Source organism: Streptomyces sp. P1-3, assembly GCF_050613155.1.
Classification (GTDB): Bacteria; Actinomycetota; Actinomycetes; order Streptomycetales; family Streptomycetaceae; genus Streptomyces.
In genome coordinates, this window is the sequence record NZ_CP192512.1 from 6,479,971 (window position 1) to 6,502,462 (window position 22,492).

A 22,492-nucleotide genomic window follows, 5' to 3' on the forward strand; every position below is an offset into this window, starting at 1 on the left:
CCGCCGCATGAGCGGCCTCACCACGCCCGGGCAGCGTGAGGCCAACACCCCGTCGCTGCTCACCTGGAGGGTTCCATGCCGCTACCCGTCTCACCCGTGCGGCTGACCGTGTTCAGCCTGCGCCTCAGGTGGGTCCGTTCGGGTTCGGTGCCGGCCAGGTCGAGCGCTTCCCGGTAGGCCGCGGCTGCCTCGGGCAGTCGGCCGAGCCGGTGCAGCAGGTCCGCCCGGGCGGCCGGGTAGGGGTGGTAGCGGCGCAGTGGCGGCTCGTCGGCCAGCTCGTCGAGCAGCGCCAGGCCCGCCTGCGGGCCGTCGCGCATCGCCACCGCCACCGCCCGGTTCAGCGCGACGACGGGGGACGGAGTGAGCACGAGCAACACGTCGTAGAGGGCTACGACCTGTGGCCAGTCGGTGGACGCAAGGTCGACGGCCTCGTCATGGAGGGCGGCGATGGCGGCCTGCACACCGTACGGGCCGGGCGGTCCGCCAGTCAGCGCGGAGACCACCAAGCCGCGCCCCTCCTCGATCATCGTGCGGTCCCAGCGGCCGCGATCCTGGTCCTCGAGCAACACGAGCTCGCTGTCCGGACCGGTCCGGGCCTCGCGTCGCGCGTGGATCAGCAGCATGAGCCCGAGCAGGCCGGTGACCTCCCGCTCGGCGGGCATCAACCGGCGCAGTATCCGCGCCAGCCGGACGGCCTCCTCCGCGAGATCGAGCCGCTGCAACTGCGGGCCCGAGCTGGCCGCGTACCCCTCGGTGAAGATCGCATAGATGACCTGGAGCACCCCGGGCAGGCGCTCCGGCAGCTCATCGGCGCCGGGCACGCGAAACGGGATACGAGCCTCGCGAATCTTCTTCTTCGCCCGCACGATCCGCTGCGCCATCGTCGCGGCAGGGACGAGAAAAGCCCGCGCCACCTCGGGCGTCGTCAGCCCGGCCAGGCAGCGCAGGGTCAGCGCCGTGCGGTCCTCGGCCGCGAGGGCGGGGTGGGCGCAGGTGAAGAACATCTGCAACCGCTCGTCGGGCAAGCCGCCGTCGGCGTTCACGGTCGGGACGGGGTTGGCCCGGTCCGCCTCCACCTGCAGGACGGCGAGGCGGGCGGCGTATGCCTGGTCCCGCCGCAGGCGGTCGACGGCCTTGCGTCGCGCAGTGGTCAGCAGCCAGGCCCCGGGCCTGGCCGGAACACCCTCGGCCGGCCAGTGCACCAGTGCCGCCTCGACGGCCTCGGAGGCGGCCTCCTCGGCCAGGTCGAGATCGCCGAAGCGGCGGACGAGGGAGGCCAGCAGCCGACCACGCTCCTCACGGAACACCCACTCCACGGACGCCTGGACAGACAACTGGTGGGATGACTCGATGGGCATGTCGGTTCCGGTATCTCCCTCGCCCTCCACTGTCAGGCCCCGAACTCGGCGATCGGACGCACTACGACCGTCCCGCTGCCGCGCGCGCCGGGACAGCGGGCAGCCCAGTCGAGTGCGACATCCAGGTCCGGCACGTCGATCACATAGAAGCCGCCGAGAATCTCGCGCGTCTCGGCGAACGGCCCGTCCGTGACGGTCCGCTTGCCGTCCTGGCCGACCTGAACCGTCGTGGCGGTGACCAGGTCGGCCAGCGACTCCCCGGAAACCCAGATCCCCGCGTCCTTCACTTCCTTGTCATAGATCATCCAGTCCTCGACGCTGCACTCGGCGGCCGCGCCGTTCTCGTCGATCGCACCAGCGTTGATCAGCAGCATGTACTTCATGGTCCGACTCCTGTCAGGCTCTGTTGATTCCTCGCGCGGCGGGTCGCCGTACACCATGACGACGAACGGGACGCGATCGGATCGACACCTCCCCGAATAATTTCTCCGGGCCGAGCTCGGCAGCCATGTCCCTCGTTGCTTCCAGAAAGCCACTTGTCACTTGGCGGCAGCATCGGGGCTCGACACCATGGTCGTATTTCCGGGCTGGTTGTACTTGGCGGTGAAAATAGCTAGGACCGATGCCCGCGACGCGGCGATCATCGCGGACGCCGCCCGCGCCATGCCGCACACTCTTCGGGACCTGGCACCATCCGACGAAACCGTCGCCGAACTGGAGATGATCGCCGGCTTCGATGACGACCTCGCCGCCGAGGTGACCCGGATCAAGAACCGGTTGCGGGGCCTGCTCACCCAGATCCATCCGTCCCTGGAGCGGGTCGTGGGTCCACGGCTGGACCATCCGGCTGTCCTCATGCTGCTCGAACGCTTCGGCTCACCAGCCCAGTTGAGGAGAGCCGGACGGCGACGCCTGGTGACGCTGCTGCGGCCGAAGGCGCCGAGGATGGCCGAGCGCCTGGTCGAGGACATCTTCGCCGCCCTGGACGAGCAGACTGTTGTCGTGCCGGGTGCCGACGCCGCCGCGCTGATCATCCCCAGCCTCGTATCGTCACTCGCCTCGATACTCGACCAGCGCAAGACCCTCGCCCTCCGGATCGAGGAACTGCTGGAGGCCCACCCTCTTTCCCCGGTCCTGACCTCGATGCCCGGTATCGGAGTCAGGACCGCAGCCCGCATCCTCATCGACGTCGGCGACACCAGCGCCTTCCCGACCGCCGCCCACCTGGCCGCCTATGCTGGCCTGGCACCAGTCACCCGAACCTCCGGCTGCTCCACCCGCGGCGAACATCCCTCCAGACGCGGCAACAAACAGCTCAAACGAGCGTTCTACCTTGCTGCCTTCGCCTCGCTGACCCAGCCGGAATCACGCGCCTACTACGACAGGAAGCGGCAAGAGGGCAAGCACCACGTCGCAGCCATCGTCTGCCTCGCCCGACGACGCATCGACGTTCTCTTCGCGATGCTCCGAGACGGCACCTTCTACCAAGCACCAGCTACCGCAGCCGCTTGACGAAGACCATAGGGGCACCTTTTGGCGCGAACGGAGGCCGCGTCGACGATCGCCGAGGTCCAGTCCACCTCGCCCCGGGCCCCGAGTTCGTCCAGCACCGCCCGGTGCAGCCGACGCCACAGGCCGGCCTCGGTCCATACCGTGAAGCGGCGATGCGCGGTGGCGGGCGACGTGCCGAACGTCAGCGGCAGATGCCGCCAGGCACAGCCGCTGGTCAGCGCGTACATCACTGCCGTGAACACGGCCCGCTCGTCACACGGAGCGGTCCCACCACCTTGCGGACGAGCATCGAACGACGGCAGCAACGGGGCGGCCAGCTCCCGGAGTTCATCAGGACCCAGACGCTTCGATAGATCAGCACCCACGACCGGCATCATGCCGCACGAACATCAAGTCACGTGAGACAACCTCTAAGCCTTGATTGGTGCGGCCGACCTGGCGGCCTGCTCGATCTTCGCGCAGTAGGCCGCACGGGCTTCCTCGTCGATCTGCTTCTCGTGTTCGGCGCGCACCCCGGTCCGGCCGTCGAGGCCCTCGCGCAGGATATCGGCGTGCCCGGCATGCCGGATGGACTCGCCGAGGACATGGACCATGATGGCGAACAGGTTCGTGTTCGGATAAGGCTCCGGCCACCACGGCACGTGGCCGGGGGCGTCGAGGGGAAGCTCGTTGATCGTCGCGTCCGAGTGTTCCCACGTGCGCCGGTAGAACCCGATGATCTGATCGCGGGTCTCGTCCTCGGTCGCCCACAGATCGCTGCCGTTGTAGTCCTGCCACCGGGGCAGCGGTTCCGGGGAAGGGCGGTCGAAGACCTCGCCGAAGTACCTGGCCTCGACGGTGGCCACGTGTTTGACCAGGCCGAGGAGGTTGGTCCCGGTCGCTGTCAAAGGCCGGCGGGCGTCGTATTCGGACAAGCCGTCGAGTTTCCAGAGCAGCGCCTTGCGGTCCCGCCGCAGTCTCCCGTGCAGGTTGTCTTTCGCGAATTCATCGATCATGCGGCATGAGCCTGCCATGGGCTGCTCGTGGTCTCAAGATCCCGTACGTGGTCCGCAACGACTGGCAGAGCCGAGGCCTGGCCATGGCCGCCGCCCTGACCTGCTACAAGAAGCTCGCGAAACTTGCCACGTGAGACACCCTGGCCCGGTGCGTCGTTGACGGCCACTGGCCGGTGCGCCGGGCCGCGGAACGCTTCCAGGTCAGCCACACCACCGCCGCACGCTGGGCGGACCGCTACCGGCTGCACGGTGAGGCAGGGATGCAGGACCGTTCCAGCCGCCCGCACCGCCAGCCGTTGCGCACACCGGCCGACGTGGAGGAACGGGTCGTGCGTCTGCGGCGCGAACATCGCATCGGACCTGTGCGGCTGGCCGCCCGCTGCGGCATCGCCGCCTCCACCGCCCACCGCATCCTGACCCGTCACCACCTGCCCGCCCTGGCCGCACTGGACCGGGCCAGCGGCGAGCCCGTCCGCCGCTACGAACACTCCCGGCCCGGCGAACTGGTCCACAGCGACGTCAAGAAACTCGGCCGCATCCCCAACGGCGGCGGGCACCGAACCCAGGGCCGTGCCGAAGGCCGACGCAACCGCACCGGAACCGGCTACGCCTTCCTGCACACCGCCCTCGACGACCACTCCCGCCTGTCCTACACCCAAGACCTGCCCGACGAGACCGCCCCAACCCGCGCCGGCTTCCTCACCCGCGCCACCGCCTGGTTCACCGCACACGACATCACCATCGAACGCGTCCTGACCGACAACGCCTGGGCCTACACCAAGAACACTTGGCGCGACACCCGCCGGCAAACTGGGCATCAGCCCCCGCTGGACCCGCCCCTGGCGTCCCCAGACCAACGGCAAGGTCGAACGCTTCCACCGCACCCTGCTCGACGAATGGGCCTACCAGCGGCCCTACACCTCAGCCACCGAACGGCGGGCAGCGTTCCCCGACTGGCTGGACTGGTACAACTACCACCGACCCCACACCGGAATCAGCGGCCACACCCCCGCCAGCCGCGTCACCAACCTCTCCGAACAGCACACCTAGCGCACCCGGTACACCTGCCCCGTCTGCGCCCCCTCGACCGAGCGGATGTACGCCGTCGCGACGCGTGCCGCCGGGACGGGCTCCATGCCCGCGAAGAACGGCCCGTAGGCGGGCAGGGACTCCTCGGCCACCGTCGGGCTCACCGCGTTGATCCGCTGCGGCGGGAGCTCGATCGCGGCGGCCCGCACGAACGCCTCGACCGCGCCGTTGGCCGCGGACGCGGCGGCCCCGGCCACGATCGGCTCCTCCGCCAGGATCCCGCTGACCAGCGTGAACGAGCCGGTCGCGGCCACGTGCCGGGCACCCTGGCGGACCAGCTCCAGCTGGCCGAGGGCCTTGCCGCGGAGCGTCGCCGCGAAGTCGTCCGCAGCCAGCTCGGCCAGCGGCTTGAACACGGCGTCGCCCGCCGCGACGGCCACCGCGTCCAGCGGACCGGCCTGCGCGTACATCCGGGCCACGGCCTCCGGGTCGGTGACGTCGCAGACCAGGTCCCCGCCCGTGCGGCCCACGCCGATCACCTCGTGGCCGCGCTCCACGAGCGCCTTGTGTACCGCGGAGCCCAGCGTGCCGCCCGCGCCGACCAGAAGAATCCTCATGACTCACTCTCCGATGCCTGGAAAGAAACGCCCGGGAAATACCGGGAGATCCCTGGGGGTGCCCCGGGGAAGGAAACCGGGCGAACCACCCGGCGCATCCGACGCTACGGGGCGCGCTGCGCACACAGAAATGCCATTTGGGCAGCGACTATGCTTCCCACGCATGGATGTGGAGCTGCGTCACCTCAAGGCCCTGGCCGCCATCGCCGAGGCGGGCACCGTCACCGCCGCGGCCGCCCGGCTGCACATGACACAGCCCGCCCTCTCCCGCACCCTCGCCCAGCTGGAGGCGCGCGTGGGGGTCCGGCTGGTCGACCGCTCCTCTCGGCATCTGGGCCTCACCCAGGCGGGGGCGACCCTCCTCGGGCACGGGCGCGCCATCCTCGCCCACCTCGACGCGGCACTCGCCGACACCCGGGCCGTCGACCGGCCGCTGCGGCTCGGCTACACGTGCGCGGTCCTCGGGCAGCAGACCGTCCCGCTGCTGCGCTCATGGCGGCGGGCGCACCCGCACGCGCCGCTCGAAGTCGTCCGGCAGGACAACAGCACCGCGGGCCTGGCCACCGGCGACACCGACGTGGCAGTGCTCCGCACCGTCCCCGCCGACCCGCGCATCCGCACCGAGGCCCTCTACACCGAGGACCGGGTCGCCGCCCTGCCCGACGACCACCCGCTCGCGGACCGCGACCGGGTGCGCCTGGCGGAGCTCACCTCCGGCCCGGCCCTCCCACTGGCCCTGTGGCCGGACACCGGCACCGCCTCGGTGAGCCTCTGGCTTCCGGCACAGCGCCCGGACCACACGGTCGAGGTGCGCAACGTCGACGAGTGGCTGAACCTCATCGCCACGGGCGGCGCGTTCGGCGTCGGCGCCGCGGGCACGGCGGAGAGCCACGGCCACCCAGGGGTGCGCTTCGTCCCGGTCGACGACGCGCCCGCCGCCACGGTCTACCTCGCTCACCCCGCCCACCCCACGCACCCGCGCACGGAGGAGTTCCTCGCGGCAGTGCGGGAGGTGGTCAGCGCCTAGTACTCCAGCCGGACTTCTGTATTTCTCCTGGTCAACGGCCTGGCGGTGGGGAGTGTAGCGGAGGTTTGGCATGGGCGGGACGGTCTTGGGCCGGCCGTCCTACCAATGTGTGCCCGCGCCTGCTTGCTGACGGGGACGCCGGCGGTGGCGAGGGCGTCGGCGTAGGCCAGGCCCTCGTCGCGCAGCGGGTCGAGCTCGCCGCAGCCGATGACTGCGGGGGCGAGCCCCTGGTGGCTGTCGGCGAGCAGCGGGGAGGCCGGGGCGCGGTCTGCAGCGCGGCTCGTCGGTGAGGTAGAGCCAGATGTTGTTCTCGTACTCGGCCCGGGTCAGCAGGTAGCCGGTGGCGAACTCCGTGCGGGACGGGTATTCGCGGTCGATCCGCAGGCTCGTGGCGGGGTAGGCGAGCATCTGCGCCGCCGGCGGACGGCCCTCGTCTCTGAAAGCGAGCGCCACCCCGGCGGTCAGGTTCCCTCCGGCGCTGTCCCCTGCGACCGCGAGCGGTCCGCCGCCGAAGTCGGCGATGTGGTCGCTGAGGTGGCGGGCCACGGCGAGGCAGTCGTCGTAGGCGGCGGGGAACGGGTGCTCGGGGGCGAGCCGGTAGGCGGGGCTGACCACCACCGCGTCCAGGTCCCGGCACAGACGGCGGCAGACCCCGTCATGGGTGTCGAGATCGCCGACGACGAAGCCTCCCCCGTGGATGAACACGATCGCCGGCGCCGTCCCCGCGCCCTGGGGCCGGTAGACCCGCACCGGTACCCCGGCCAGGGTGCTGTCGTCCAGCGAACCGACCGCGAGGGGCGGCTGCGGCGCGACGGCCAGCGACAGCATCCTGTTGCCCGCGCGTATCTCCTCAACTGTCGGGACGACAGTGGGCGGCGCGCCGTCCAGCCCGAACCGCTTCAGCGGCAACCACTTCGCCATCGCTCGGGCGCGCGTCTACCGCTGGTGCGGCTGGTATGGCCGGTGTGTGGGCTGCCGGGCGGAGACGGACGAGGGTGCTTTGCCGCCTCGGCGGTCTGCGCGGCTGATCCCGGTGCCCGGGCATCGTGTGTTGGATGTGCATCGCCGCAAGTAGTGACGATTTCGGCGGGAGCTGTACGCCTCGTCGCCGCAGAGACGGTCCGGGCGCATCCGCGGGTGACCTCCAGCCAGGCGCGGGACGCGGATGCGGTCCAGGGCCGGGATCAGATGCGGGCATCACCCCACTGTCCGGGTGTGATGATCAGGATGGCCAGCGGGCGGCAGCCGCCGTCACTGGGCGGATGAACTGTCGTCGTGCCCCGCTGTGTGAATGTCCGATCGCTTCGTCGGCACGATGCCGGGAAGGAAGACGGCACTCGGCGGTGGTGCGGGGGCGCCGCTGGCCGGTTACGGGGCCGTGGGCGCCCCGTTCGTGACGGGCGTCTCCACGGCGCGTTCGGTTTTGGTCCAGTGCGTGCGCCGGGTGACGATCTGCCACAGGGCGCACCAGCTGGCTGCGAAGCTGAGGTAGACGCTCACCATGACGGCGGGAAAGCAGCAGACCGCCTTCCAGGCCGGCAGGTCATCGGTGCGGCGCCAGTAGAGCAACGCTGAAGCCAGGCAGCCGGTGAAGGCCAGGAACTGCCAGACCAGGACGTTCAGCCACGAGGGGCCGGGGACGAGGTGGAGCATCCCGGTGCCGTCCCCTGACAGGGCGTTCAGGATCAGGTACTGCTGGAGGACTGAGCTGGGCAGGGTGATGAGGTACGGGACGAGCAGGTAGCCGGTGAGTTCCATGCGGCCTGGGACGCCGACGGACGGGCGGGCCCAGAGTTCCGGCAGGCGTGTGATGGCGCTCATGTGTCCGTGGTGCCAGCGGGTGCGCTGGCGCAGCAGGCGACGGGGGTCGGTCAGTCCCTGCTGGGAGACGAAGGCCCCGGTGGTGGAGGTAACCGTCCAACCGCGGGCTGCCAGGCTGATGCCCAGGTCGAGGTCTTCGGTCAGGGAGTCCGACCAGGGGTAGGTCCCGACGCTGTCGAGGGCGGAGAGCCGGCTGAACTGGCCGTTGCCGCCCATGCTCACCGTGCCGGTGGCGATTCGGCCGAACTGGGTCAGCGCGCTCAGCGCCCAGAATTCGAAGTCCTGCAACCGCAGCGCCCAGCGGTGTCGGCCGCGGATGCGCACCGCCAGCTGTGCACCGCCTACCGTCGGCTTCTTGAAGAGCTGCGTCACCCGGCTTGCGGCGCCCGGCGTCATCCGGCCGTCGGCGTCCAGCACGCACACCAGCACCTGTCCGGGATCCAAGCCCTCTTCCTTGGCGCGCTCGCGGATGGCGCCCAGTCCGGCGTTGAGGGCGGCGCCCTTGCCCTGTCGGGCGGCGGGCGGTGTCCTGCGGACCAAGGTGACGCGGTCGCTGTATTCGGCGCGCACGATGCGGGAGGTGGCGTCGTCGCTGCCGTCGTCGATGACGATGACGCGCACCCCGGGCTGCCCGTCGAGCAGGCAGTGCAGCGTGTTGCCGATGACGCGCTCCTCGTTCAGGCAGGGGACCAGGACGAAGACACTCCAGTCGGCGGGCAGCTCGACGGGCGGCCCGTGCGCCGACCTCAGCTGTGCGCGCAGCGAGCCCTCGGCGCGGCGGGCGAAGGCGATGCCCAGGATGAGGAGCGAGATGTTGTAGATGCCCGCGAACACGGTGACGACGACAGCAGCATGCTGGATGATCGTGTCCACTGCGGCCACCGGGAGACTCCCTGCGGGCGCCGCCCGGCCTGGAGGGGATCTCGCACTCGGCACCGCCTTCGTCGCTCTTGCCAGGCTGTCCGGCTACCCAGGACAGGTGCTGGATCCACTCCGGTGCAGCCTAGTTCGGCGCCCGACACGGACACCACCGACGCGCGTGTGCGTGCCCCGGCGCACGGTGTGCGCCCCGGGCGCGGCAGCCCTGTCGTACGCGGTGACACCACGTACGAGTGAACGTGCCCGGTCCCCGCGGTGCCTGGCGTGGGACCGGGGCAAGCTGACGGCACCGCCCGAAGCGGGGCGGGGGGAGCGTACGGAGTGAACGGTACTGGCAGCGCGAGGCGCATCGCCCTGGTCGTCGGCACCCGGCCCGAGGCAGTGAAACTCGCCCCGCTCATCCTGGAGTTGCGCCGGTGCGCCTGGTCCCGGCCGGTGGTCATCACCACCGGCCAGCACGGCCCGGTGGTGCGCGAGACGCTGTCCTGCTTCGGCATCGGCCCGGATGTGACGCTGTCCGCACCGCGCGGCGCGGACAGCGTCACGGACCTGACCGCCGGCCTGCTGAGCACGGTCGGCCCGCAGCTACGCAGACCGGGCACCCACGCGGTCGTTGTCCAGGGCGACACTTCCTCCGCCCTCGCCGGGGCGATGGCAGGGTTCTTCTCCTCCGTCCCCGTGGTGCACGTTGAGGCCGGGCTGCGCTCCGGCGACCTGCGCACCCCGTTTCCGGAAGAGGCACATCGCCGGATGATCTCCGAGGTCTGCGACCTGCACCTGGCACCGACGCACACGGCCCTGAAGAACCTGCTGGCGGAGGGCATCAGCGCCGAGCGCATCCTGGTCACCGGCAACACCGTCGTCGACGCGGTCGTCACCGCGAGCCAGCGCACTGCGGACAGCCACCACCTCCTGCCCGGCGACACCACGTCGCCGCTCGTGCTCGTGACGGCGCACCGCAGGGAGAACTGGGGTAAGCCGATCCGCCGCATCGGCGAAGCCGTCGCCGAGATCAGCCGCCGACACCCGCGGACCACCTTCGTCGTGGCCGCTCACATGAATCCGGCGGTCCGGGCCGAGATCGAGGACTCACTGCACGGACTGCCCAACATACGGCTGCCGGGCCCCGTGCCGTACGGGACTTTCGCGAGGATCCTGGCCCGCTCCGCCCTCGCGATCACCGACTCGGGGGGAATCCAGGAAGAGGCCACCGCCCTCGGAGTACCAGTGCTGGTCACCCGGGACACCACCGAGCGTGTGGAAGGCATCAGCTCCGGCCTCGCCCGCCTGGTCGGCACGCACGGACCAGACATCGTGGCAGCGGCGGACAGGGAACTCGCCCGCGCGAGGCCCCTTCCGCTCGGTGCCCGCCTGCGGGCGGTGGTGCGCGGCACCCCCTACGGCGACGGGCGGGCGGCGGCCCGCTGTGCGGCGGCCTGCGGCTGGCTGCTCGGAGAGTGCCCGCGGCCGCGAGGTCTGCCGGAACGGTAAACGGCAAGGATTCTTCCTCGCTGGCCGGCGGCGTCAAGAAGGTCACCGTCGCCCGCTCTGGCCCCACTGGTGCGGGCACGATGACCAACTCATTGGCCACGGCTGTCTTGCCGGCCTCCAGGGCGACCGCGTCCGCGGTCAGCGCGCCCGCCTGCAAGTACAGCGGCGCAGGCTACGAGGGTGCGAAGACACCTGACGCCGGAGGTGACGTATCAGCCGCAGCGAGGCGCACGCGTTCTCCCCGCCGGTCGGCGGCTGCACCAGCGACCACGCATCGCCGATGGCCGACTCGGCCAGGATTACATGGCGTTCGGCCTCGATGGGATCGGCTTCCAGCGGGGCTTCTCCGGCGAAGGCCGGTTCCGGCTCCCGGGATGCGAGATCGGTGACCGGCCCGGGAAGGACATCGAGCAGGGCAGTGCTCCTCGTGTGACCGGATGGATAACGGCGGACCACCGACTGATCCAGGACCCCGAACTGCTGCCACGCTGCCGCGGCTGGCTGAAAACGCCGGGCGCCCGATGCCTCGGGGCCGCCGGGTCCCGGGCCTCTGGGTGTACTGCCCGAGCTCTCGTAGCACCCGCTGGCGGTCCGCCACGTACCGGCCGGGGGGGAGTGCTCGACCGCGGCGACGAGTATCCGCCGCCACTCGGCGTGCCGTTCCCGGCCTAGCCCGTAGACCTTGTCGTGGAGGGTTCCGGTGGGGGCCGCCGAGGTGTGCCGGTGCAAGCGGACTTGCAGCAGCTCAAAGACGGCTTCAGCGCGTGCAGCGGCAGACGGGCAGACCAGCCCCATGGACGGGGTGGGTTGGGCGGGCGCGTCCGTGTCTTCGTCACTGGTCCTGGTGGTTTCGGATCTCCTTCTCGGACACCGGCAGGTGCCCCGGGCAGGTCGCGTACTCCAAGGTGCGCGAAGAGAGGGGAGTGATGTCTGGACGTCGGTTCTCCGGGGGCGTGATCGGGGGCAGTGCCATGGATCTGGCGGCCTCACTGCGTCCGCGGGAGCGGCCGGTGGTGGCCTTGTGGTGTCCGTTGCCGTCGCGGATGTATCCGGCGGTCGAAGTGCTCCAGGCCGAGTCGGACCGGTGGGCCGCGAAGTGGGGGCTGGCCCGCGATGAGGAGGAAGCGGCCCGGTTCTCCGCCATTGGCGCCGGCGAGTTGGCAGCCCGCATCGCGCCGTGGGGGACAGCCGTGCAGGCTCAGCTCGGGGCGGACATGCTGATGTGGCTGTTCGCGTTCGACGACGTGTTCTGCGACGAGGGGCAACTGAGCCATGACCCGGCGGGATTGGGGGTACTGATCGCCGACCTGATACGGACGGCACAGACGGGAGTGGCGCGAGCTGACGAGCCGTTCCAGAACGCTCTGGCCGACTTGCGGGAGCGGTTGGCCGGTCTGGGCTCAGGAGTGCAGGTGGGGCGCTGGATTACGGCGCTGCGGGATTACCTGGCCTATCAGGTGTGGGAGGCAGGGCATCGCGTGCGGGGGACGTTTCCCTCCTTGGGCGCGTATCTGGTGGCTCGTATCTCCAACGGGTCGATGCCGGTGTGCGTGAACATGCTGGACGTGACCAACGGCTACGAGGCCCCATTACCGGAGCTGGAAGTACCGGCGGTTCGGGCGCTGTCGGAGATGTGCGCGGCCTTGGTGGGCTATGACAACGATCTGATCTCGCATGCGAAGGAATCGCAGCGCTGTGGTGACGGATTGAACTTGGTGGACGCGGTGGCCAGAGAGGGCGGGGGCTTGGCGGAGACCGTCGCGCTGCGGGACCGGGTGATGGTGCGCTACATGGACCTGCGGGAAGAGACCCTGGCCGGGGCGTCGCCGACGGTGGCGTCGTGGGTACGGGACCTGGACGGGTGGATTCGGGGAAACCTGGACTTGGGCATCGGCTCCGCCCGGTATTCGGGGTCCTCGGCGGTGGTGGGGACCGTGCCGACGTGCACGGATCGGACGCCGGTCGCGGGCGTGGAGGAGTGGTGGGTACTGCGGGGATGACCACGGCACACCGAGGGCGGGAAGCGAGCCGACTTCACGTCGGTCGCTGCCGCCAGCGTCGGAGCCGCTGCCCCTCCCCGGCCAGCAGCATCGGCTCCTCCCACCGCGGGCAGAAGGCCGCCGACCGCCTCACCTCAGGCCCCCAGCTGTTCACCTCGTCCCCGGCCAGTGGGTCCGCTGGCAGCTCAACTACCGCTTCAGCAGTACTTCGGGGATGCAGGACTAGTCGTACTGGATGGACACCTTCAACATCGCCTACGGCCCGGTGGACGCCAACATGTTCTTGTCGGAGCCCACTGTGTACGTCGACGAGCGAGGACCGCTTCGGTAGCGCCACCATCGGATGAAGGCAGCACGCACGCCTACTCCGGATGTACCGACAAACACTTGGCTTCCAGGCCGTCACCCACAACCACAAGGGCCCGAGGAGTTCCACGGTTCGGTGATCCTTCTGGGCCCGACCTCGATTCCATGCCGCTGGGAGAAGCGGATGAACTCGCCTCCGCGGTACCCGTCGAACCGCACGTACGGCTGCCTCGGATCAGCGATGCCCTTGGCCGCGGCCTCGAACACACCACCCCCGGCATCCAAAGCGCCCTTGAACGTGTCTGAGAACGCCCCCGTCAGCGATCCAAGCGTCTCCTAACTTGGCGGCGGCGCGAGGGGCTTTCGCGGAATCTCGTAGAATCACGGCGTGGCATTCATGAGCACCCCGCACTGCTGCTTCCTGTGATTGGGAAGCTTTGAGGGCGATGCCGGGCGGCGTCGCCCTCCTTGGTGTTCCTGCTGCGTAAACCACGTTCCCGGCGCTGCCCGTACCGAGGTGGCCGGACGCTGAGCCCGTTCCTTCCTGGGGCGGCGACTTTCGAAGCACGCGTGCAGGCACGGTCCCTTCCCTTCACCGTTGCTAGGAGTGCCTTGTGCCCGTGTCGCTTTGCCCTGCCCTCGAACTATTCCTCGACCTGCTGCGCTGCCCGAGGTGCCGCGCCCGTCTTCATCCCGACCGCGGCGCACTGCGCTGCCCGGCGGGCCACACCTTCAATATCGCCCGCCACGGCTATGTCAGCCTCCTGACGGGCGCCCGCGCCACCAGCGGCGACGATGCTGCCATGGCCCGGGCCCGGGACCGATTCCTGGCCACTGGCAAGTACGGGCCCATCTGCCAGGTCGTGGCCCGTCTGGCGGCCGACGCCGTGCCCGAGCAGGGCACAGTCGTGGACGTCGGGTGCGGCACGGGCTACTACTTGGCCGGCGTACTCGACCAGCTGTCTGGCGCCCGTGGTCTGGGCCTGGACACCTCGGTTCGCGCGCTGCGCTCGGCGGCCCGAGTCCATGAGCGAGCAGCCGCGGCGACCTGGGACGTCTTCCGTCCCTTCCCGCTGGCCGATGGGATGGCCGACGTCGTGCTGGACGTGTTCGCCCCGCGCAACCCATCCGAGTTTCACCGGGTGTTGCGCCCGTCCGGCCGGTTGGTCGTGGTGCGTCCTACCGGGCGGCACCTGGCCGAGCTGCGCGGCCGTGGGCCCGCGGTGGTCACGGTCGACCCGGCCAAGGAGCAGCGCCTGCACCAGGCGCTGGCCCCCTTCTTCGAGGCCACCGGTACCGAGCGGGTCGAGTACGTCACGTCCTTGACCAGGCTGGAGGCCCTCGACCTGGTGGGGATGACGCCGAGCGCACGCCACCTGAGCCCTGCAGACCTGGACGGTGACGGCCTCCTGCCCGACCAGGTCACCGTCTCCGTGCTGGCCACCGCCTACCGGCCTCGGCGACCACGAGCAGGCGCACGCGCCTGCTGACCGACGAGCAGTGGGCACGCCTGGCGCCCTACCTTCCCCACGACACGGGGAAGGTAGGGCGTCCCTTCGCCGACCACCGCTGCATCATCGAGGGGATCATCTACCGGTACCGCACAGGTATCCCGTGGCGAGATCTGCCCCGTGAGGCGTTCGGACCGTGGCAGACGGTGTGGAAACGCCATCGCAGGTGGGCTGCTGACGGCACTTGGGACACGGATCTGGCGCATCTGACCGCCCAGGCGGACTCGATCGGCGGGATCGACTGGACGGTCACGGTGGACTCGATGATCAACCGGGCTCACCAGCACGCGACATCGTCCTGCAGGCGCTGGTCGCGACGTATCGCGAAGATCAGGAGACCGAAACGGGGCCACGAGCGCCGACACATGACGCAGCAGCCGCAAGAGCCGTCCATAGCCTCAGCAACGTACGCCGGGCATCGCTGCATAGATAGTGGCTGAAGTTTCGGCCGACCGACTGCGTCTGGGGCGAAGCCGGTGGCCGGGGCGTGGAGGGTGATCTAGTGTCCCGCCCAGGGCCGGTGCGGGGAGGCGACGATGTGCGGTGTGGTCGGCTGGGTGGACTTCTCTCGGAAGCATGCCGGTCCGCCGTGGCCTGAAGTGACGTTGATGACGGCGACGTTGGTGCCCCGCGGACCGGATGCCGTGGGGATGTGGTGCCGGGCCCATGTCGCGCTGGGGCACCGGCGGCTCGCCGTGGTCGATGTGGAGGCGAGTGCACAGCCGATGACCGTGGCCGTGGAAGGCGGCGAGGTCGCGCTGACGTACAGCGGCGAGGTCTACAACTACCGCGCCTTACGGGAGGAGTTGACTGTTCTTGGTCATCGCTTCACCACCCGTGGGGATACGGAGGTGGTACTGCGCGCCTATCTGGAGTGGGGCGAGCGGTTGGTCGACCGCCTGGTGGGGATGTACGCGTTCGCCATCTGGGACGGCCGCGTCGAGCGGCTGCTGCTGGTCCGCGACCGCCTTGGGATCAAGCCGCTGTACTACCACTGCCTGGACGGCGGGCTGCTGTTCGCCTCAGAGACCAAGGCGCTGCTGGCGCATCCGCAGGTCCAGGCGGTCGTGGACGCGGACGGGCTGCGGGAGTTGCTGACGTTCTCCCGGACCCCGGGGCATGCCGTCTACCAGGGCATCGAAGAGCTGCGGCCCGGCGCGTTGCTCTGGGTGGACCGCTCAGGGCTCCGGGAGCGGACGTATTGGAGTCTCCCGGCGTACGAGCACGCCGACGACGCCTCCGCCACAACCGCCACGGTCCGCCGCCTGCTGGCCCAGGCCGTCGGCGAGCAGCTGGACGCCGACGTACCGCTGGGCACGCTGCTGTCGGGAGGACTCGACTCCAGTGCCGTCACCGCTCTTGCTACGCGCCAGCAGCCACCCGGCGACGCGGGGCTGTTCAGTTTCGCCACCGGCTACCAGGAGCAGGACGCCTTCCGCCCCACTGCCACCCGGCACAGCGCAGACGCCCCCTACGCCGGCCTGGTCTCCGCCCACCTGGGCACCCGCCACCACGAGATCCTGCACCCGCCCGCCATGCTGGCCGACCCCCACCTGCGCGAGCGGCTGGTCCATGCCCAGGATCTGCCGCGCGGGATGGGAGACATCGACGGCGGACTGCTCCTGCTGCTCCAGTGGCTGCGCCCGCAGGCGACCGTCGTGCTCACCGGCGAGGGAGCCGATGAACTCTTCGGCGGCTACCGCTGGTTTCACCAGCCCGCGATCGCCGACACCCCCACCTTCCCCTGGGCCGCCGGCAACCGCGGCCGCTGGGCCCACACCGCCCCGCTGTACACACCGGATGTACGCCGTCTGCTCCAAGGAGACGCCTACCTGGCCGACAGCCATGCCACAGCCTGCGCCGAAGTCCACCGCCCCGGCGGCGGGCCGGGCACGTGCACCGACGCCGAGCGCGCCGAGCACCGTATGCGCACCGTCACCTACCTGCACTTGACCCGGTTCCTGCCGATGATGCTGGAGCGCAAGGACCGCATCAGCATGGCCGTGGGCGTCGAGGCCCGGGTCCCGCTGTGCGACCACCGCCTTGTCGAGTACGTCTACAACGTCCCCTGGCGCATGAAGGCAACCGCGGGCCGGGACAAGGTCCTGCTGCGGGACGCTGTCACCGATCTCCTGCCCGCGGCCGTGGTCCAGCGGGCCAAGAGCCACTTCCCCTCCACTCAGTCCGCCGCCTACACCACCGCCCTGCAGGCCCAGGCGCGTACGCTGCTCGCCGACCCGGACCACGAGGTGTTCACGCTCTTCGACCATGCGGCCGTAGGCCGGGTCGCCGCGGCGCGACCGGGCCCCCACCCTCACACCGCACTGGAACGGTTCCTGGACACCGCCACCTGGCTCACCACCGTCCAGCCGCTCATCAAAACCGCCTGAGGCGTGGGCGAGAGCGAAGGGGCTCCGGAGCAATCGCGGGGGTCAGATCGATGAGCAGGCTCGCCAGCCGTACCACCACCTTGCATGCGGGCGTCGCTGACCGTGTTGACGGGCATGGCGCGGGGTCGGTGGGGTGTCGGCCTGCTCGGCCTCGCTGACTTACTGTCAGTCGCCTGCCTCCCGGAAAGCACTCGTCTGAAACCCGGCTGGGCACCGGCGACAGGCTGAAGCCCGACCGGAGACCCTCGGCATGATGACCCGTCGCGTGGGGAGGGATGGTGCACGGGCCGACCCGGCGTGGATCTCCGCCAATGAGGGTGGCGACATCCGCGCCAGAGGGGCGGTGCGTCGCGGCTGGGTGGCAGGGAAGGGTGGGAACGATCGTGCAGGAGTGTGGCCGCCAAGTGGTTGCGTCGGATGCTCCCCCGACGCGGGTTTGGGTAGTGCGTCCAGCCTCTGGGCGGCCAAGGGCGGTGTGGCGGGCCGCAGGGCTGCAACGCGCTACCGGGGAGGCGGCATGACCGTGATCGTCATCCCGGCCCGGGCTGGCTCGACCCGCTTTCCCGGTAAGGCCACAGCGCCGCTCGGTGGCCGACCGATCGTCCAGTGGACCTACGAGGCAGCCACGCGGGCACGCAGCGCCAGGCGGGTCGTGGTCGCGACGGACTGCGACCGTATTGCCGAGGTGTGCCGGTCGTTCGGCGCCGAGGTGGTGGTCTCCCGGGGGGCGTATGCCACCGGTACGGACCGGACCGCGGCCGTGGTGGCGCGGTGGGACACCGACTGCGTGGTCAACCTGCAGGGGGACGAGCCCTTTATGGACCCGGACGTCATCGACCGGGTCGTCGAGGCGGTACGGGCCGGTCATCCGGTGGCCACGGCGGCGGGCCCCTTGGACGAGGCGTGCGGGAGGGACCCGAACCAGGTCACTGTCCTCACCGACCAGAGCCACCGCGCCTTGTACTTCTCCCGCGCCGACATCCCGTACCGGCAATCCGGTGTCGAATTCCACGAGTTACGCGGCACTGGCCAGGTCGGCGCCCACCTGGGTATCTACGGCTTCACTCCAGCGGCGCTGGCCCACATCGCTGCCACGCCACCCGGCATTCTCGAACGCAGTGAGGGGCTGGAGCAGCTGCGGTTCCTCGAACTGGGTCTGCCCATCAAGGTGGTGCGTGCCCCGCGGACCCCGGTCAGTATCAACGTGCCAGCTGACCTGGCCGCTGCCGAGGAGACCGAAGTGGTTCGGAGGAGGTCGTGTTGACGGAGCTGGCCGCGCTGCGCCGGTGCACGGTGGCGGGGATCGAGTTCGGGAATGACCGGTCGGCGGTGATCCTGGGCGGGGCCAATGTCCTGGAGGACCTGGAGACCAGCCTGCGGGTGGGCGAGGTGTTCCGCACCGCCACCGACGAGCTCGGCCTCCCGTACGTTTTCAAGGCGTCCTTCGACAAGGCCAACCGGTCCTCGGCGCACAGCTTCCGGGGGCCCGGGCTCGATGAGGGCCTGGCGATGCTCGCCCGGATCAAGCGGGAGCTGGACGTGCCGGTGGTCACCGACGTGCACACCGCCGAACAGTGCGCCCCGGCCGCCGAAGTCGCCGACCTCCTCCAGATTCCCGCCTTCCTGGTGCGGCAGACCGACTTGATCCACGCCGCAGCGGCCACCGGCCGTCCGCTGCACCTGAAGAAGATGCAGATGATGGCACCCGAGGACATGCGGACGGCCGCCGAAAAGTGCGCCCGAGCCGGGGCGGCGGGCGTCGTACTGTGCGAGCGCGGCACAGCCTTCGGCTACCACCACCTGATCGTGGACATCGTCGGACTCGCCCGCATGCGGGAGATCGGCCCACCGGTCACCCTCGACGTCACCCACGCACTCCAGCTACCGGGCGCCCTGGGCGATGCGGCGGGCGGGCGCGGCGGATACGCCGCGGAGTTGGCCCGCGCCGGCGTCGCCGTCGGCCTGGCCGGCGTGTTCATCGAGGCCCACCCCGACCCGACCCGCGCCCCGTGCGACGGCCCCTCGGCAACGGCCCTCGCCGATGTCCCCGGACTTCTCCGTCAGATCAAGCAGTTGGACGACCTGACCAAGGCAATGGATACATCAAGGTCCAACAACTCCCAGAAGTACCGGTAGACCGTGGTGCCCACGGGGCGCTCGCTCCGGGTACAGCGCGCGGGCGTCAGCCCGATATGCCGGGTGCCAGAGGGCCGCAGCACTTTGCGGCCCAGGTAGCGGTGGCAACAGCGCCTCAGGCCGCTCCCACTGCGTGCCCGTCAGATCGCCACGGGCCATCCCGAGATCGTTCCACGACCTTGATCAACACCTCACGCGCCTTCGGGTTGCCGGTGGTGTCGCCGGATGGGGCGGGCCGACCGGGGAGCGGGTCTCCCCATGCCGGGATCAGTGTGTGCGGGGTGTTCGGTCAGGGTGTCGATGAGGTCTCGCACGGCGGGTTCGGTGGAGTGGGGGGCGAATCGTTGCCGGAACTGGTGGGCGAGGCCGGGAGGCAGGCTGCCGACGAGGGCGACGGCGCGACGGGCACTGTGGGCGGCGGAGTCGAGTTCGCCGAGGGCCAGTTGGGCGTCGGTCACGTAGAGGAATCGTCTGGCGGTGCAAGGGGAGAGAGGCGCGGGCGTGCGCGACGGGGGGCCGTCGTCGAGCAGCGTGGCGAAGCGCGGCAGTGCCTGCTTGGGCCGGCGCAGATGGAGCCAGGTGAGCCCGGAGGAGACGTCGAGCCATTCCTCGTCGACGTTGACGCACAGCAGCTCGGTCATCGGATCCGCGTCGGTCACTTTGGCGGCCAGTGCGCTGGTGGCTCGATCCAATGCCCGGATGCTGGCGGCGCTGTCCCCGAGACGGGCGAGGGCTTGGGCCTCTCTGGTGTGCAGGGTGACCGCGAGGCTGGGCGGGGGGCGCCGGACGACCGCCCGTGCGGCATGGACCAGGGACAGCATGTCCTTGGGATGTCCTGCGACGAGGTGGCGGAATGCCAGGTCGACCATGTAGGCGGCAACACGCGTCCGTGAGCCTGCGGCGGTGGCGGCGCGAAGAGCGGCGAGGGAGTACCGTTCCGCCCTGGCCTCCTCTCCCATGCAGGTACTGAGCCATTCGCACAGCGCGGCGGTGCGTGCGGTCAGAAGGAGCAGCCAGGTCCCGGTCTGCTGGTCGTAGCCGTGGGTGGTCAGGAGTCTGGTGAGCAGCCGGTGTTCTGCGCGGGCGGCGAAGTACAGGGCCATCGGGGTGGCCGATGTCGCTATCTCCTGGAGTTCGAGTGCTTCGATACGGGCTTCGATCCCGGCCAGAGTGTCGGGGGTGACGGGGCGTCCGTCGCGGGTGGGTGGCGGCTGGGGGTCGGCCAGGGCGGCGAGTGACTTCCTGATCTGGGAGTCGAGGGCGGGGCCGGTGACGGTGAGGTAGGAGCGAGGCTGTGCGTCAGCGAGTCGGGCTGTGCTGCTCAGGGCGTCGATGGCGCCCTGGGGCGTCCACAGCCGGCTCAGCAGCGCGGCGTCGTCGGTGGCCAGGTGCAGCCAGTGCGGCCAGCCGAGTCGCGCCACCTCTTCCTCGGGGACGTGGTGGACGCGGGCGATGGCGAGCTGTGCGGTGAGTTCGGGTTCGTTCCGCCCGGCCTCCCAATGCGAGACCGTATGGCGGGTCTTGACCATCCGCGGGCCGAAGCCGAGTTCGTCGTGGGCTCTGGCGATCAGCCTCGCGTAGCCGAGCTGGGAGAGGCCGAGCGATTCCCGTGCCACCTTCAACGGATGCCGCGCTATACCCGAGTTGTCAGGTCTCTGGTACATACCTGCCTTACCCATGAGTAATTGAATGGTCGTCGAATCGTAGAGATCCATTCCACGGAGACGTGCCAAGTAGGGCCAGTAAGGCGCGCCTTAGGCGCCATGGAGTCCCTTGAGGTGTGGCGCAGCTCACGTTTTCCTGGGTCCTGCGGGGCCGTTCCCTCCGCCTGCTGCGGAAGGAACGGCGCCGCCCCACTTCATCGGTTGAGCAGCCAGGGGGCACGCCTTGGATAGCCAGTTCGATTCAACTGTCGCCGCTTATGCGCAGAGCATGGGCGCGTTGCCGTTCCGTGAGCACGTCGAGTCTCACAGCCTGCTGAAGGCCATCGGGGCCATCGCGGGTCTGTCCGTACTCGATCTCGGCTGCGGTACAGGCTTGTACACGCGGTACTTCCAGACTGCCGGTGCCCGGCGGGTCGTGGGCCTGGACGCGTCGCTGTCCATGATCGAATGCGCCCGCGGGCAGGAAGAGCGGGAACGGCAGGGCGTCACTTACGTGCACCGTGATGCCACGCATCCCCTGAACGGTGTCGACGGCCTGGCCGGAGCCTTCGACCTGGTGACCTCCGTCTACGTCCTGCCGTACGCGACGTCGGAGGAGGATCTCGCCGCGATGTGCGCGACGGCCCGCCAGTCGCTCTCGCCAGCGGGTGGCCGGTTCGTCGCAATGACGCTCAACCCCGACTTCGCCACGCACCCCGAGTGGTACCGGGACTACGGCATGCAGCTCACCACGGACCGGCCTGGTGAAGAGGGCGCCATGGTCCATCTGACAGCGTGGGTCGCGGGGCAGACCATTGACGTCGATGCCCACCGCTGGTCGGCCGGTGCTCATGAACGGGCCTTGCGCAAGGCGGGGTTCATCCACATCAGCTGGATCCGGCCGGAGGTGTCCGAGGCGGGCCGGAAGAGGTTCGGGGACGACTACTGGGCCAAGTACCTCTCCTGCCCGCACGCACTGATCATCGACGCCACCGCGGAACCGGATTCCGACTCCGACTCCTACTCCGGCTCGGGCTTCGACCACGGAACCGCCTGAGGAGCCTTCCGCCATGGAATTCCTTGTACAGCCGTGCACCGTCGAAAGCCGGCACATCCTGGCGCGAGCCGAGCACCTGCTGATCGGGCTCAGCCCGTGGAACAGCTACTACAAACCCCGCAGGGTCGAGGCCCTGGTCGAATGGGCCTGCGCGAACTTCGCAGCCGTGGACGTCTTCGTCCCCGGATACGAGGCCGCGCATACCCTCACCGCGGCCGGCTTCGAGCCCCGGGAAGCGGTCCACCGCACCCGGCGCGCCATCAGCCAGCTCCGCAACCCCGCCCAGCGCGCCCTGCGCCGTACCGGCATCCCGAACCCCGGAGCCCGGTTCCACAGCTGGACGCAACTGGCCAACCGCCCCCCATACGCACGCACGTTGAAGCGCGTGCACCAGGCGTACCAGACCGATGCAGCGGTGCGCCGCGCCTGCCGCCTGACCGCCCGCGGGGCCGTGCTGCACGCCGCCGGACGCGAGCCGAGTGCGCGGCAGATCGACCAGGCGGTCAGCTACGCCCTCGCCGAACTGCCCCTCGTCCTCGACGCACCGGCGATCTTCGGAACGGAGTCCTCCGTCTTCGTGTACCACCGGGAGATGGATCTCCTCGATCCCTTCATCACCGGCAATGCCACCCAGCTCCGTCCCGCCTCCGGGCAGGGATACGCCGTGGTGAGGCCGGCCGAGCGCGATTCCGTACCGGCCCACCGCTCATGACAGCGAAA

The 22,492-nt window shown here is 70.1% G+C and carries 18 protein-coding genes and 4 pseudogenes; 13 read left to right on the plus strand and 9 right to left on the minus strand.

The features are described 5' to 3' along the window. Positions 1–59: 59 nt before the first annotated feature. Positions 60–1,358: an RNA polymerase sigma factor gene (locus tag ACQUSR_RS27695; protein WP_431045326.1), complete on the minus strand. Its 1,299-nt coding sequence runs from the start codon at positions 1,356–1,358 to the stop codon at positions 60–62. 32 nt (positions 1,359–1,390) lie between these two features. Beyond that, on the minus strand, positions 1,391–1,741 hold the full coding sequence (locus tag ACQUSR_RS27700) for a YciI family protein (protein WP_431045327.1): 351 nt from the start codon (positions 1,739–1,741) through the stop codon (positions 1,391–1,393). Between the two features lie 229 nt (positions 1,742–1,970). Between ACQUSR_RS27700 and ACQUSR_RS27705 the strand changes: the two are divergent. Beyond that, positions 1,971–2,870: pseudogene (locus ACQUSR_RS27705) on the plus strand (IS110 family transposase); the annotation flags it as partial. On the opposite strand, the gene ACQUSR_RS27710 reads toward ACQUSR_RS27705, so the two are convergent. Together ACQUSR_RS27710 and ACQUSR_RS27715 are read right to left on the minus strand one after the other, a co-directional pair. Further along, positions 2,840–3,247: a transposase gene (locus tag ACQUSR_RS27710; protein ID WP_431045328.1), complete on the minus strand. Its 408-nt coding sequence runs from the start codon at positions 3,245–3,247 to the stop codon at positions 2,840–2,842. The pseudogene ACQUSR_RS27705 and the gene ACQUSR_RS27710 overlap by 31 nt on opposite strands. A 33-nt stretch (positions 3,248–3,280) precedes the next feature. Next, on the minus strand, positions 3,281–3,865 hold the full coding sequence (locus ACQUSR_RS27715) for a DinB family protein (protein ID WP_431045329.1): 585 nt from the start codon (positions 3,863–3,865) through the stop codon (positions 3,281–3,283). A gap of 5 nt (positions 3,866–3,870) precedes the next feature. On the opposite strand from ACQUSR_RS27715, the gene ACQUSR_RS27720 reads away from it, so the two are divergent. Together ACQUSR_RS27720 and ACQUSR_RS27725 are read left to right on the plus strand one after the other, a co-directional pair. Next, entirely contained in the window at positions 3,871–3,999 is a 129-nt protein-coding gene (locus ACQUSR_RS27720; RefSeq protein ID WP_257548903.1) for a hypothetical protein, read from the plus strand. A gap of 6 nt (positions 4,000–4,005) precedes the next feature. Further along, positions 4,006–4,915: pseudogene (locus ACQUSR_RS27725) on the plus strand (IS481 family transposase). On the opposite strand, the gene ACQUSR_RS27730 reads toward ACQUSR_RS27725, so the two are convergent. After that, positions 4,912–5,511: a short chain dehydrogenase gene (locus ACQUSR_RS27730; RefSeq protein ID WP_431045330.1), complete on the minus strand. Its 600-nt coding sequence runs from the start codon at positions 5,509–5,511 to the stop codon at positions 4,912–4,914. The pseudogene ACQUSR_RS27725 and the gene ACQUSR_RS27730 overlap by 4 nt on opposite strands. Positions 5,512–5,674: 163 nt before the next feature. Between ACQUSR_RS27730 and ACQUSR_RS27735 the strand changes: the two genes are divergently transcribed. Continuing rightward, positions 5,675–6,538, plus strand: coding sequence for a LysR family transcriptional regulator (locus tag ACQUSR_RS27735; RefSeq protein WP_431045331.1), 864 nt, complete (start codon positions 5,675–5,677; stop codon positions 6,536–6,538). On the opposite strand, the gene ACQUSR_RS27740 is transcribed toward ACQUSR_RS27735, so the two are convergent. The 3 genes and pseudogenes from ACQUSR_RS27740 to ACQUSR_RS27750 all read right to left on the minus strand — a co-directional run bounded on the left by ACQUSR_RS27740 (position 6,535) and on the right by ACQUSR_RS27750 (position 9,241). Continuing rightward, complete coding sequence (locus tag ACQUSR_RS27740) at positions 6,535–6,786, minus strand: alpha/beta hydrolase fold domain-containing protein (protein ID WP_431047885.1); 252 nt, start codon at positions 6,784–6,786, stop codon at positions 6,535–6,537. The two genes, ACQUSR_RS27735 and ACQUSR_RS27740, sit on opposite strands and share 4 nt — an antisense overlap. A 28-nt stretch (positions 6,787–6,814) precedes the next feature. After that, positions 6,815–7,459 (minus strand): annotated as a pseudogene (locus ACQUSR_RS27745) (alpha/beta hydrolase); the annotation flags it as partial. Positions 7,460–7,906: 447 nt separating this feature from the next. After that, positions 7,907–9,241 (minus strand): glycosyltransferase family 2 protein, encoded by a 1,335-nt coding sequence (locus tag ACQUSR_RS27750; protein WP_431045332.1) that lies wholly within the window; start codon positions 9,239–9,241, stop codon positions 7,907–7,909. A 318-nt stretch (positions 9,242–9,559) separates the two neighbouring features. On the opposite strand from ACQUSR_RS27750, the gene wecB reads away from it, so the two are divergent. The 7 genes and pseudogenes from wecB to kdsA all read left to right on the plus strand — a co-directional run bounded on the left by wecB (position 9,560) and on the right by kdsA (position 19,072). Continuing rightward, on the plus strand, positions 9,560–10,729 hold the full coding sequence (wecB, locus tag ACQUSR_RS27755) for a non-hydrolyzing UDP-N-acetylglucosamine 2-epimerase (RefSeq protein ID WP_431045333.1): 1,170 nt from the start codon (positions 9,560–9,562) through the stop codon (positions 10,727–10,729). Between the two features lie 971 nt (positions 10,730–11,700). Continuing rightward, entirely contained in the window at positions 11,701–12,729 is a 1,029-nt protein-coding gene (locus ACQUSR_RS27760; protein ID WP_431045334.1) for a terpene synthase family protein, read from the plus strand. 920 nt (positions 12,730–13,649) lie between these two features. Next, positions 13,650–14,525 carry a putative RNA methyltransferase gene (locus ACQUSR_RS27765; RefSeq protein ID WP_431045335.1) on the plus strand — a complete coding sequence of 292 codons (876 nt, stop codon included), beginning with the start codon at positions 13,650–13,652 and terminating at the stop codon, positions 14,523–14,525. Next, positions 14,519–14,851, plus strand: a pseudogene (locus tag ACQUSR_RS27770) (IS5 family transposase); the annotation flags it as partial. The gene ACQUSR_RS27765 and the pseudogene ACQUSR_RS27770, both read left to right, overlap by 7 nt. A gap of 231 nt (positions 14,852–15,082) precedes the next feature. Continuing rightward, positions 15,083–16,936 carry an asparagine synthase (glutamine-hydrolyzing) gene (gene asnB, locus ACQUSR_RS27775; protein WP_431045336.1) on the plus strand — a complete coding sequence of 618 codons (1,854 nt, stop codon included), beginning with the start codon at positions 15,083–15,085 and terminating at the stop codon, positions 16,934–16,936. 517 nt (positions 16,937–17,453) lie between these two features. Then, on the plus strand, positions 17,454–18,200 hold the full coding sequence (gene kdsB / locus ACQUSR_RS27780) for a 3-deoxy-manno-octulosonate cytidylyltransferase (protein ID WP_431045337.1): 747 nt from the start codon (positions 17,454–17,456) through the stop codon (positions 18,198–18,200). Next, on the plus strand, positions 18,197–19,072 hold the full coding sequence (gene kdsA, locus ACQUSR_RS27785; RefSeq protein WP_431045338.1) for a 3-deoxy-8-phosphooctulonate synthase: 876 nt from the start codon (positions 18,197–18,199) through the stop codon (positions 19,070–19,072). The genes kdsB and kdsA overlap by 4 nt, the downstream gene beginning before the upstream one ends. Before the next feature lie 191 nt (positions 19,073–19,263). On the opposite strand, the gene ACQUSR_RS27790 is transcribed toward kdsA, so the two are convergent. Next, positions 19,264–20,688 (minus strand): helix-turn-helix transcriptional regulator, encoded by a 1,425-nt coding sequence (locus ACQUSR_RS27790; protein WP_431045339.1) that lies wholly within the window; start codon positions 20,686–20,688, stop codon positions 19,264–19,266. A gap of 271 nt (positions 20,689–20,959) precedes the next feature. On the opposite strand from ACQUSR_RS27790, the gene ACQUSR_RS27795 reads away from it, so the two are divergent. After that, positions 20,960–21,772: a class I SAM-dependent methyltransferase gene (locus ACQUSR_RS27795; protein WP_431045340.1), complete on the plus strand. Its 813-nt coding sequence runs from the start codon at positions 20,960–20,962 to the stop codon at positions 21,770–21,772. Positions 21,773–21,785: 13 nt separating this feature from the next. Next, on the plus strand, positions 21,786–22,484 hold the full coding sequence (locus tag ACQUSR_RS27800) for a tRNA-dependent cyclodipeptide synthase (protein WP_431045341.1): 699 nt from the start codon (positions 21,786–21,788) through the stop codon (positions 22,482–22,484). Positions 22,485–22,492: the final 8 nt, after the last annotated feature.